This window comes from Paenibacillus barengoltzii NBRC 101215 (genome assembly GCF_004000745.1).
GTDB lineage: Bacteria > Bacillota > Bacilli > Paenibacillales > Paenibacillaceae > Fontibacillus > Fontibacillus barengoltzii.
Map to the genome: position 1 here is coordinate 1 of NZ_BILV01000005.1, position 12345 is coordinate 12345.

A 12345-nucleotide genomic window follows, 5' to 3' on the forward strand; every position below is an offset into this window, starting at 1 on the left:
TCTGGCGCGGATCGATGTGTCCGCGCTGGATCCCCGCTTACAGCAGGCGCACCTAATCGTCGCCTGCGACGTCGACAACCCGCTCTGCGGCGATCGTGGCGCGTCCCGGGTATTCGGGCCGCAGAAGGGCGCCACCGCCGCAATGGCGGAGCAGCTGGACGCCGCGCTCGCGCATTACGCGGAGGTGGCGCGGCGGCAGCTAGGCCGGGACGTGCGTGACGTCCCGGGCGCTGGGGCAGCCGGCGGGCTGGGCGCCGGGCTGTTGCTCTTTACGCAGGCCGAAATGCGCAGGGGCGTCGAGATCGTGCTCGACTTTACCGGCCTGCGGGAGAAGGTGGCGGCGGCGGACGTGGTGTTCACCGGCGAGGGCGGCATCGACTTCCAAACGAAGTTTGGGAAGGTGCCCTACGGTGTCGCCCGAATCGCCAAGGCCGCCGGCAAGCGCGTGATCGCGATCGCAGGGACGATCGGTGAAGGCGCGGACGCGCTCTACGCCGAAGGGATCGATGCGATCTTCGGCATCACCCCCGGCGCCGCCGCCCTGCCGCAGCTGCTCGCCGCCGGGCCGCGCAACGTGCAGCGCACCTGCGAGAACATCGGCCGCCTGCTGCGGCTTAGCTGATGGGTTTTGCTCACGCTGTGGCGTCGCGTTGGTCCTGGGGAGACATATGCGACCATGCTCTTTTTGGCGATTATCCCGTTGCATCAGGGGATGGAGGGGATTCGCCTCCCGCTTCTGAATGAAAGGGATAATGGTGAAAAGCAGCGCGAAAAGGATATCCTCGGATGAGAGTACCTATGCGCTCTACTCCTTTTTAACCATTATCCCGTTGCATCAGGAGATGGGGGGATTCGTCTTCCGCTTCTGAGTGAAAGGGATAATGGTGCAAAGGGGTACGGGGAGCGCCTTCATACTGCCGGTCCTACGTTGGCTAAAAGGGGAGGAATGTTGTATGACCAACCTACAACATTTCTCTCTTTTTATATTTCTAGGTCAAGGGGGGACTACTACGATTCACACCTCTTGACGATTATCCCTTTGCATCAGGCTAGGGAAAAGTTCATTACCCACTTCTGAATGAAAGGGATAATAGTGTAAAGGAGGAGCAAAAGGGATAATCATGCAAAGATGTGTTTGAAGGGCATCCCCCACGTTCCCCACCTAAAGGCTTCTACAAATACAGCTCAGCCAACTAGCGGGACGAGATGAACAGTTTTTTTGCTCTAATGAGAAAAGTATAGTAAAATACAAAAATATAGTAAATTAGCGAAGACGAAGCGGAGGAACGAGATATGGAAATCGGGATCAGCACGTTTGTGGAGACGACGCCGGATGTGGTCACGGGTGAAACGATTAGTCATGCGCAGCGGCTGCGCGAGGTTGTAGAGGAGATCGTCCTGGCCGACAAAGTCGGATTGGACGTGTTTGGCGTTGGGGAGCATCACCGCCAGGATTATGCGGCGTCCTCGCCTGCGGTGGTTTTAGCAGCAGCTGCTCCGCAGACGAAGCGTATCCGGTTGACAAGCGCCGTCACCGTGCTGTCTTCCGATGATCCGGTCCGCGTGTTCCAGGACTTCGCGACGTTGGACGGCCTCTCAAACGGGCGTGCGGAGATTATGGCCGGGCGGGGTTCTTTTATTGAGTCGTTCCCACTGTTCGGTTACGATTTGAACGATTACGAGGAGTTGTTTGAAGAGAAGCTGGATCTGCTTCTTAAGCTGCGCGAGTCGGAAAAAGTCACCTGGCAAGGCAAGCACCGTCCGGCGATCCACAATCTAGGCGTCTATCCGCGTCCTGTGCAAAATCCGCTTCCGGTCTGGATCGGCAGCGGCGGTAATACCGAATCCGTCATTCGCGCCGGTGTGTTAGGCTTGCCGCTGGTGCTGGCGATCATTGGCGGACGGCCAACTCAATTTGCGCCGCTCGTGAAGATTTACAAGCGTGCTGCCGCCCAAGCCGGGCATGATGTCTCGAAGCTTACCGTGGCTTCCCATTCGCACGGCTTTGTCGCCGATCGGAATGATGTGGCTGTAGAGAAGTTCTTCCCTTCGACGCAGGCGGTGATGAACATCATCGGGCGCGAACGTGGTTGGGGCCATTACAGCCGGGCCACCTACGATGCGGCCCGCAGCCTGGAAGGTGCGCTGTATGTGGGCGACCCGGAAACTGTGGCCAATAAGATTATCTACTTGCGCAAAAATGTTGGTATCACTCGCTTCTTCCTGCATTGCCCGCTTGGCACCATGCCGCATGAAGATGTGATGCGGGCCATCGAGCTTCTTGGCACGGAGGTTGCGCCACGCGTCCGTGAGGAGGTTGCGCGCTGGGAGGCTGAGGGCGGGGATCTTCAGTGACATTGAAGCCCGCTTCTCTACAACTTCCTCCATGACTTCGGCCTTGGCGCTCCGCTGGGCAGGTCGTTCCGTTGCGGAGGTGTGAGGAGAGAATGATTAGGCATTCTGGGTAGCGTTGCAGGTTTTCTGCGGCTTGGTCGCTTAACCCGATGCCTAGGACAAGATGGTCCCCGAGTGCCCAAGAGGACGTGCCGGTACGGGGAGTACCGGCTTAGTTGTTCTAGCCTCACATAGGTGTCCGTTTATTTTAATTTGAGGCATCCGCCCAACTCGGTTCCATGCATAAAAAAGGGGCCGCCCAGCCGATTTCGGCCGGGACAACCCGTTTTCATTTAGATTTTGTCCTGCAAAAAAGCCTTAATCTTCGCCAGCGTCTCGGCGGGATCGAGGTTTTGCAGCAAATAGTCGGATTCCTTCTTGTAAATCACCTGCTCGGAGTAGTTCCGTAAATACTCCTCAACGACCTCGGCGGGCGCCCCTTCGCGTTCCTCACGCAGCCGGATGTCCTCCTTCGTCACGTAGAGGAAGATCCGAATCGCCTGCGGACCAAACCGTTTCCGCAGCGTCTGCATGCCTTCATGATTCACGACGACGACCGCTCCACCATACTGTTCCAGCGCTTCGTTCAGATCGCGCTCCGCAATGCCGTAGCTGCCTCGCTCCAGGCGGACGCTTTCGCTGAATTCCTGCCTACTCACCATCGCCTGAAAGTCGGCCTCCGTAATAAAACGGTAGTGCTCGCCGTCCCGTTCTCCCGCACGTATAGCACGGGTTGTATAAGGCAGCACATAAGGAAGGCCCAGATCAGCGCTTAGCTGCTTGGCGATGCTCTTGCGGCCGGAGCCGCTGGTACCGGTAATGATGATGACCTTGGGTTGCGGGGGAAGATCATCCGTCAGGAGCGCATCCGCCTGGCTTGTCGCAGCGGTTTCACTGCGGGCAGGATCGGGAGTTGCTTTCAAGCCTTTGAGCCATTTCCACATTGCGTCCCATGCACTTTTTCCGGCTTTATCAATCCGTTTGAACGTCGCCGGCAAAACCGCACGGATTCACCTCCTTCGCCAACATCTATACTTATTATGTCGGCAAATTCAGAGGAAAACTGAATGTACTCGAATAGGAACTGGCAAGCGCCTAGAACAATCGCCGTGCGGTCACAAACCGCTTGGTCCATTGGCCGTTAAACGCCTCAATATGGACGCCCTTCTCTTTCGAGTAGGTGTGCAAAATTTGATTGTCCCCGATGTAGATGGCAACGTGGCCGATGTCCAGCCCGCGCGCGCTGAAGAACAGCAGATCCCCTTTACGGAGCTCGTCCAGACTGACTTCCGTGCCCTCCTTGGCTTGGTTGTAAGAAACCCGCGGCAGTTCGATTGAGAGAACATCCTCATACACCCTTTTCACAAAAGAAGAACAGTCAAACGTCTTCGTCTGGTCAGGGGACGCCCCAAACTCGTAGGGTGTGCCTTCAAACGTTTTGCCGTAGGCGATCAACTCGTCAGCCTGCTTGTCCGCCAAAGTATCGCTGCGATAATTGGTGTATTTCGGCTTGGCGGATACATAACCGGAGCGGCCATCGGGAGTGCGTACCTCCAGCCAGAGCGCACTTGCCTCACGCACGACATGCAGCTTGCTGCCGGCAGGAAGCAGTTCCTCACTGACCGTCGCGCTGCTCACATCAGGTGCACTGCGCAGATTGAGCCCCCAGGTGACGGTGGTTTCGTATGTAAATTTCGAAGTGATCCGCACCGTACGGCTCTCCCCGTCCCAAGCCACCTCGCTGCCGAGCGCTTCACTGACGAACCGCAGGGGGACCAATGCATAACCGTCTGTAACCTGCCCGGGGACCGGCAGTGTTAAGGTTTGGCCGTTCAGCTGTGCCGTAGGGTCGCCGATGCGATAAACCAAGGTCATCTGGTCTCGCGTGGCTGTGACGGTCTTGCTGCTGTTGTCCCAAGTCAGCTTGGCCCCCAGCGCTTCAAAAACGTCGCGAATCGGCAGCAGAACACTGCCATTCACCAGGACGGGCGCCACTTCTGTCTGCAGCGGCCGCCCGTCGAGTTCAATGGTGATACCGCTGGCGGAGGCGGTTTGGCTTGCCGAGAGAGCAGTCCCTACGGTTACGGCGTCTGAAGCCGTGCTGCCCGCAGCCTCCGCGACCCCAGTTCCCGCTTGGGCGGTCAGCACGAGGGAGGCCGCCAGCAGCCAGCTGAGTTTGCGTGAACCTGTATTGAATGGTTTCGTCATCATAAATCACCTAGTTTCTGGATGGATTTATATAGTTGGACGAAACCCAAGCTAAATGGTTGTGTGGAAAATGTTACCTATTCCCGCAAGTCCAATGGGGTCAGGCGTTCGAGTCCGTTCATATATTTGCGCAGCGCCTGTGGAATCCGGATGCTGCCGTCTTCTTCCTGATGATTTTCCAGCAGAGGGATCAGGATTCGCGGCGAGGCTACCATGGTGTTATTCAACGTGTAGCAGTATTGCAGCTTGCCGTCTCGGGCCTTAAAGCGGATGTTCGAACGCCGGGCTTGAAAGTCCAACAGCTGCGACGACGAATGGGTCTCCCCGTAAGCGCTGCGGCTGGGCATCCACGTTTCAATGTCGTATTGCTTATACGTCTTTTGCGACATGTCGCCGGTACATACTGTCATCACCCGGTAAGGCAGCTCCAGCAGCTGAAGCAATTCCTCGGCGTTCTGGGTGATTTCCTGAAACAGCTGCTCCGACAGCTCCAGACTGTTCTCGCAGAGCACCACTTGCTCGACCTTCGAGAACTGGTGCACGCGGTATAAGCCATGCACATCTCGCCCGGCCGAGCCGACTTCGCTGCGGAAGCACAACGAGGCCGCTGCCAGCTTGATCGGCTGGGTGAGGTCGACAATCTCGCGGTCGTAATACGCGACAAGTGGAACCTCGGCGGTGCCAACCAGCCAGCGATCGTCTTCGGCCATCTGGTACGTCTGATCTGAACCCAACGGGAAGAATCCGGTATTCACGAGCGCTTCCGCGCGCACCATTAGCGGAACCTCCAGCAGGGTGAAGCCCTTCGCGGCGAGGAGATCCATCGCCAGCTGCTGTACCGCCCGGTGGAGCAAGACGCCCGCGCCGCTCAGATAGTAATTGCGCGCGCCTGCTGTTTTGACTCCGCGCGGGATGTCAATCATCCGGTGGAGCTCGCCTAAAGCGACGTGATCCCGCGGTGTAAATTCAAATGTTGGAGGTTCGCCGACCCGCTTCACTTCCACATTATCGAGATCCGACCGACCTTTTGGCGTGTCGGGCGAGACGGGGTTGGGGACGAGCAACATCAAGCGTCGATACTCTTGTTCGGCTTCATCCCGCTCTTTCTCCAACCCATTCAGCCGCCGATTCAACTGCTTGACCTCGTTTTTCAACGCGTCAGCCGCCTCCGGCCCTTGCTCCCGAATCAGTGCCTCAATCTGCGGTGTCAGTCGGTTGCGCTCCTGGCGTAACCGTTCCGTCTCCTGCAGCAACGCCCGGCGTTGGTCATCCCAGCGCAAAAGCTCGGGAACCGAAAACGCGATGCCCTTTTCCTCCGCCACGGTTTGAACTTGTTCTTGATGCTCCCGAATCCATTTGATGTCTAACATGGGTGATCCGCTCCTTTTTCGATAGAAATACAAAAAGCGCTCTTCGTCCATTGGGACGAGGAGCGCTTATCGACTCGCGGTGCCACCCAAATTGATCAAACCGGCAGGTCCGGTTCAATCCCCTTTCGTCCGCGATAACGGGCGGACCCGGTTAGCTTAGGGGGAATGGTGTATGCATTTAATACGATGTTCCCCTTGACGAAAACGCCTCTGAGTTGGATGCTCTTCATAGGCATGATTCCGAGATTTGATTTGATTAGCAGTATAACGTAAGCGACCAACAGTTATCAAGAGGGAGGGGATGATCCCATGAAAAAATTATTGCTTACCGGCTTTGAACCCTTTGGCGGGGAACCGATCAATCCGGCGGTTGAAGCGATGCGCCGGCTGCAGGGCCGGGTGATCGGCTCCTTTGAGATTGTCGGCTTGGAGCTGCCGACGGTGTTCGGACAATCCACCGAGCGCCTGCTCGCCGCCGTCCAGCAACACGAACCCGCGGTGGTGATCGCGTTGGGACAAGCCGGCGGCCGCGAAGGAATCTCGTTCGAGCGGATCGCCGTCAACTTAAACGATGCCAATATCGCCGATAACGCCGGCAACCAGCCGGTAGACGAGCCGGTCGTGCCGGAAGGCCCGGCGGCTTATTGGACCACGCTGCCGGTCAAACGCATGGTCGACCGTCTGCGGAATGAAGGCATTCCCGCGTCGATATCGCTTTCCGCCGGGACCTTTGTGTGCAACCACCTTTTTTACGGGTTGATGCACCACCTAGCCGTTACTGGCAAGCCGATTCGCGGCGGGTTCATCCATGTGCCTTATCTGCCGGAACAGGCAGATCGACACTCCGGCGCCCCCAGCATGACGCTGGACCAGTTGGTCACCGGTTTGGAGCGAGGGATCGAGGTCCTGGGAGAATAACGTTTAGATCAGCGTCTGCGCTTATGACTGTGTTTCTTATGGCGACGGCGGGCGTACTTGTTCGCAGCGACGCTACCGCTGCCGCCGCCAACGGCGTGCTGCTGACGTGTGCCGGGGCTGCTGATGGCAGAGTTGGTGCCCCCCGTGCTATATCGTCCGCCGCCGCTGGCTACTTGCGTGGCGCCAGCAGTTTGCTGGCCCCGGGGCAGCTTCACCACCTGGTCGTTCACTACGATCACGACCTCCTTGCCGCGTTGGAGCAAGCCGCGCGTATCGCGGTGATTTCTGCTGCTCCACCGCCCCCCCATCAGACCGCCCTTGCCGTCCTTATTAAACGCTTTGCCGCCTGCGCCAACGCTCTGTTGCTGCCGCACATACGGTGAACGGATGGCCGCGTTGCTGCCAGCGGCGCTGCTATGACCTGCGCCGCTGGCGATCTGCGTCGTGCTCGGCGCGTTGGTGTACTGGCGGTTCACGACGACGATCACCCGACTCACCCCTGGAAGGGGCGTTTTGGCAATCAAACGTTGCTTGCCTTTTTTCAGGATGACCATTAATTGGTCCTTGCGAGATGACATGGAACCCTCTCCTTTTAAACTACCTTATGCCAAGTTCGGAGATCGGCAAGGGCGAAGCCACGGGGAGGCGTAAATCAGGCTGATTCATTAGCCTCGTTAATGTGTTGATGAAAGCCCGCGTTATAGGGGTTACGGCAAGGCGATGTAGCTGAAATTCAGGCATTGATTTTTCGGGGAACACTTCCATTTGTAGGCGCGGAAAATTTGTTATATGATATCATGGTAAATTGGGTGAATCGCGCTAGAATTTTGGGGAATCCGCAAGCCTAACGCTTGTAACAGCGCTTAAGTCGGCTCCAATCGCCGAGATTGCATGTTAACGCGGCTCAGCGTGCTTAATTTGGATTTTTCGAGCCGAAATCAAGCAGTTTGATGCAAATCGCGATCCACAGCATCGTTAGAAATTGAACATGGCGAAAAAACGTCCAACAGCGTTTCTCCTCTGCGTTAGAGCATGAGAAGAAGCATCCATGAGGACTTGTGGAGAAGCCGCGATAAGGATGGCCCCGGATCTAGCTTGAAACGATAAATTCTTTGGTAGTGGAGGAAACGATGTATCCAAAAGATTTGAACTATAGAATGCCGGCCGAATGGGCGCCGCATGAACGTACTTTCATCTCCTGGCCGGTGCAGGCATCGATGGTTTATCCGGACCGGTATGCCGAGGTATGCGACGGATATGCCGAATTTATTACAGCGATCGCCGAGTTCGAACCAATTACCGTGGTGGTGAATTCGGACGATCTGTCTAAGGTGCAAGCCCGCTTTGGGCAGGATCCGAACATAGAGCGTATCGCTTTTCTGCCGATCGAGCATAACGATGCCTGGCTGCGCGACAACGGCCCGACGTTTCTGGTGAATCCGGAAGGTGAACTGGCCGGGGTCAACTGGCGTTTTAACGCATGGGGCGGCAAATATTCGCCGTGGGATCTGGACGATGCGGTGGCACCGCAAATTTTGGAAGCTCTGAACGTCAAGCGGTTTGACGCCCCGTTGGTGCTGGAGGGCGGCTCCATCCATACGGACGGGGAAGGTACATTGCTGACGACCGAGGAGTGCTTGCTCAACGAGAACCGGAATCCGCAGCTTAGCCGGGAAGAAATCGAGGCAGCTGTGAAAAACTACGTCAACGTTGACCAAATTATCTGGCTGAAACGCGGCCTGGACGGGGACGAAACGGACGGTCATATCGATAACGTGGCTTGCTTTGCCGCACCGGGGAAGGTGATTTTGCAGGTCTGCGACGATCCAAGCGATGAGAACTATGCCATCACCCAGGAAAATATCGCGATTCTCAGCGCCGCAACGGACGCCCAAGGTCGCCAGCTGGAGATCATCCCGATCCCGCAGCCGCCGAAGGCCTTTTATGAGGATAGCCGCTTGACGCTGAGCTATTTGAATTTCTATTTCGTCAATGGCGGCATCATCTTGCCGATCTTTGGCGGCGCCGCGGAGGAAACCGACCGCAAAGCCATTCAAGTGCTGAGCGAGACCTTCCCGGATCGCAAGATCCGCACCGTTGACGGGATGGCGATCATCCGCGAAGGCGGCAACGTCCACTGCACCACCCAGCAAATGCCGGCAAGACGCGCATAAATGAAAATGAAGGAGGTACGACCAACAACATGAGAATGGTAAAAGTCGCAGCGACACAAATGAGCTGTTCATCCAATAAAGAAGAAAATATCGCCAAGGCGGATCGACTGGTTCGGGAAGCGGCTCGGCAAGGAGCACAAATTATTTTGTTGCAGGAGCTGTTTGAAACGCCTTATTTTTGCCAAAAGGAAAAGTCCGACTACTACGTCTATGCTACCGAGCTGGAGCAGAATGCTGCGATTCAGCATTTTCGCAAGGTCGCGAAGGAGCTGGAAGTGGTGCTGCCGATCAGCTTCTATGAGAAAAAAAATAACGCCCGCTACAACTCGCTGGCGGTGATTGACGCAGATGGTGAAGTGCTGGGTCTATATCGCAAAAGTCATATCCCGGATGGTCCGGGATATGAGGAGAAGTTTTATTTTAATCCGGGGGACACCGGGTTTAAAGTGTGGAAGACGCGTTATGCCAAAATCGGCGTGGGCGTCTGCTGGGATCAGTGGTATCCGGAAGCAGCCCGCTGCATGGCGCTGATGGGCGCCGAGCTGCTGTTCTATCCAACGGCGATCGGTTCGGAGCCGCAAGACAGTTCGATCGACTCCAAAGATCATTGGCAGATGTGCATGCTTGGACATGCAGCTTCCAATCTGGTGCCGGTGATCGCCTCGAACCGCGTTGGCTTGGAATCCGACGAAGATTCGAGCATCACGTTCTACGGCTCGTCCTTCATCGCCGGGCCGCAGGGCAATAAAATTGCCGAAGCCAACCGGACGGAGGAAACGGTGCTGGTAGCGGAATTCGACCTCGATCAGCTGGAAATCCAGCGTATTGAGTGGGGGATCTTCCGTGACCGCCGGCCGGACCTCTACAAAATTATCACCTCTTATGACGGTGAGCTTCGCATCGACTAAAACTGCATAAGCAACACTAGATGAAATAGCCCCCAATTGCACAGCGCTTTGTGATTGGGGGCTTTGTGCGGATGTGGCAGGTTCGGCAAGCTAAAGATGAGCCGAGCTGGGCTGGATATCGGGGTTGGCATCCACAATGGAATGGGCAACGGTCATGAGGCGAGGCAAATAGCGCAGTACTTTGTCGGCTCGTTGAAACAATGCCTCTGGGGTTCCGACACCCAGATCCGACAGCAAGGCGTGGAAATCTGGAGCGAGCCGCTCTCCTTCCTCCGGGGCATCCGCTGCCAGCATTTGGTGGCAGCGCGCAAAGGTGGCGGTGATCCAGAACACCGCCTCTTGATGGCGGCCGCGCGAAATTAGCTCGCGGCTGCCGTCAATGGCAACCGAACGCGCGACGGGAGTGATGTCGCTCGAGAACGGGAACGGCGTGGCCGCCCGCGCTGTCGCCGTATCAAACGTGCGCTCCAGGGCCTTCAGATGCGCCTCCATCCTTTGGACGGTGAGCCGGGTGCAGCCCAGGAGCTGCAGCAGTTCGGCATAGACTTCGCGATGCCCATATGCCTCAAGCACTTCACGGGCCCTCAGATAACGAAGCCGTATGGTTGGATTGCGCAGGGCCGCGGTCAGCAGAACATGGGTGGTCACCCCGGTTGGGAACAACCAGCCCAACACCTGATTCTGCAACGGCGCTTTGGGATCGAGGTTGCGAAGCCCGCGTTCGATCCGGTCATGGGCATGCTTGCAGCGAAGCAACACCCAAGGCTTCTCGGCGAAGCGGGGGGCCACTTCCGTTTGCAGCCGGCGCAGCCTGCCTGTGGGGTCGGCGATGATCGTATCCGTCCGGAAGCTCCCGGCCAGATGGTAATCTGACAGTACCTTATCCGCTGATGCCAGCTGGCTCCAGGGCAGGTAAGTAACTTCGAGCAGCGCCTGCTCGTAACGGAATTTTCCTAGTTTTGGCGGAGGCTCTGTCGTCTGCGTTACGACGATGAGATCGATATCGGAGCTTTCAGGCAGATCTGCTTCTCCCGGTAATCCCACCGTGGAGCCGCTGAAATAAGCACCTAGGAATCCAGCTTCCCGGCTAGCATGTTGAGTTACCCATTTGGCGGCAGTCTTTCGAGCTTCCTCGACTTTCATTGATACCTCCTCAACCACTTCCTCAGCTTTTTCGGCATACTTCGATGAACATTGAAGCATCGCCGTGATACAATCAGGATCATGATAAATCAGGTTTCAGAGATCCGGGTTACGTTATTAGATATGCCCAAGTGACCCGAGAAAGAAGGGATAAGAGTGGGACGTACGCTGTATTTTGCATTAATCTTGCTTAGTTTGATTTGGGGCGGTTCGTTTTTCTTCATCAAAATCCTGCTGCCTGACTTCGGCCCTTGGACCGTAGCGTTCCTGCGTTCCGCCTTCGGCCCTTGGACCGTAGCGTTCCTGCGTTCCGCCTTCGGGCTGGCGACGATTACCGGAGTGATGCTCATCTTGCGCAAGCCGTTTGGGTTCCGCTCGATACCTTGGCTGGCGATGATCATCATGGCGCTGATCAACACGGCGATTCCGTGGGCGTTGATCGGCTTCAGCGAGACGCGGCTGACGAGCAGCCTGGCGTCGGTGCTTAACGCCACGACTCCGCTTTGGACGCTGGTGGTGGGCGTCCTGTTCTTCCGCGTTGCCACGAATCGCATGCAATGGGCGGGGATGGAGATCGCCTTCCTCGGCTTGCTCGTGCTGGTAGGTGTCAGCCCAACCTCCCTTGCTTCGGTGGACCTGCTTGGGTTCGCCTGCATGCTGGGGGCTACGTTGAGTTATGCCGTGGGCTCGCACCTGTCCAAGCGGCTGTCCAACGGGCTGTCGATGTATCAGGTGACCTTCGGCACCTTGATCAGCGCGCTGGTCGGCAGCGGCCTGATGGCATTGATCGCCGAGCGGGATTCGCTGGCTCCGTTGGCGAAGCTCCCTACGCTTGGCGCAGTCGTTGGACTGGGCGTGTTTGGCTCGGGGGTGGCGTATATTTTGTTCTATTTTATGATCCAAAAGGGTTCCCCGCAATTCGCCACCACCGTCACTTATCTCGTTCCGGCCAGCGCGATTATTTGGGGATTCACGCTGCTGAATGAGCCGGTGAGCTGGCGTCTCCTGGCTGGACTGGTGTTCATCCTCGGCGGGGTATACTTGGCGAACCGAAGCGGCTCGGGCAGTGCGGGGCGGGTGGACAAACGCCAGGAGCTGCCAGTGGTCTCCGACTCGGATGCAGCGGCCGCCTCGGCCAATCAGCCTTGATTTAAGGGGCGCCCTTAGGGTACCCTTTCTTTATGATTTTGGCACGTCCTACTGCAACATCACAGGAGGGATGCCGTCTTA

The 12345-nt window shown here is 56.9% G+C and carries 11 protein-coding genes; 6 read left to right on the top strand and 5 right to left on the bottom strand.

The window, feature by feature from the left end; genetic code table 11:
* Together PBA01S_RS01940 and PBA01S_RS01945 are read left to right on the top strand one after the other, a co-directional pair.
* A partial coding sequence (locus PBA01S_RS01940; RefSeq protein WP_164744066.1) for a glycerate kinase family protein occupies positions 1-622 on the top strand: 622 nt, incomplete at its 5' end.
* 671 nt (positions 623-1293) lie between these two features.
* Positions 1294-2355 (top strand): LLM class flavin-dependent oxidoreductase, encoded by a 1062-nt coding sequence (locus PBA01S_RS01945; protein ID WP_016314389.1) that lies wholly within the window; start codon positions 1294-1296, stop codon positions 2353-2355.
* Between the two features lie 332 nt (positions 2356-2687).
* Here PBA01S_RS01945 and PBA01S_RS01950 read toward each other — a convergent pair whose 3' ends face one another.
* The 3 genes from PBA01S_RS01950 to serS form a co-directional block, all read right to left on the bottom strand.
* Positions 2688-3392: a guanylate kinase gene (locus PBA01S_RS01950; protein WP_255315267.1), complete on the bottom strand. Its 705-nt coding sequence runs from the start codon at positions 3390-3392 to the stop codon at positions 2688-2690.
* Positions 3393-3489: 97 nt separating this feature from the next.
* A complete protein-coding gene (locus PBA01S_RS01955) occupies positions 3490-4602 on the bottom strand; it encodes a stalk domain-containing protein (protein ID WP_127575185.1) in 1113 nt (370 codons plus the stop codon).
* A gap of 77 nt (positions 4603-4679) precedes the next feature.
* A complete protein-coding gene (serS, locus tag PBA01S_RS01960) occupies positions 4680-5972 on the bottom strand; it encodes a serine--tRNA ligase (protein ID WP_127575186.1) in 1293 nt (430 codons plus the stop codon).
* Between the two features lie 309 nt (positions 5973-6281).
* On the opposite strand from serS, the gene pcp reads away from it, so the two are divergent.
* Positions 6282-6890, top strand: coding sequence for a pyroglutamyl-peptidase I (gene pcp / locus PBA01S_RS01965; RefSeq protein WP_127575187.1), 609 nt, complete (start codon positions 6282-6284; stop codon positions 6888-6890).
* A gap of 8 nt (positions 6891-6898) precedes the next feature.
* Here the strand turns inward: pcp and PBA01S_RS01970 are convergent, their stop codons facing one another.
* Positions 6899-7468: a hypothetical protein gene (locus tag PBA01S_RS01970; protein WP_127575188.1), complete on the bottom strand. Its 570-nt coding sequence runs from the start codon at positions 7466-7468 to the stop codon at positions 6899-6901.
* A 552-nt stretch (positions 7469-8020) separates the two neighbouring features.
* Between PBA01S_RS01970 and PBA01S_RS01975 the strand changes: the two genes are divergently transcribed.
* Complete coding sequence (locus tag PBA01S_RS01975) at positions 8021-9064, top strand: agmatine deiminase family protein (RefSeq protein WP_085169993.1); 1044 nt, start codon at positions 8021-8023, stop codon at positions 9062-9064.
* Positions 9065-9093: 29 nt separating this feature from the next.
* Positions 9094-9972: an N-carbamoylputrescine amidase gene (gene aguB, locus PBA01S_RS01980; protein WP_016314382.1), complete on the top strand. Its 879-nt coding sequence runs from the start codon at positions 9094-9096 to the stop codon at positions 9970-9972.
* Between the two features lie 90 nt (positions 9973-10062).
* Here aguB and PBA01S_RS01985 read toward each other — a convergent pair whose 3' ends face one another.
* Positions 10063-11115, bottom strand: coding sequence for a hypothetical protein (locus tag PBA01S_RS01985; protein WP_127575189.1), 1053 nt, complete (start codon positions 11113-11115; stop codon positions 10063-10065).
* Positions 11116-11271: 156 nt separating this feature from the next.
* Between PBA01S_RS01985 and PBA01S_RS01990 the strand changes: the two genes are divergently transcribed.
* Positions 11272-12264 (top strand): DMT family transporter, encoded by a 993-nt coding sequence (locus PBA01S_RS01990; protein ID WP_127575190.1) that lies wholly within the window; start codon positions 11272-11274, stop codon positions 12262-12264.
* Positions 12265-12345: the final 81 nt, after the last annotated feature.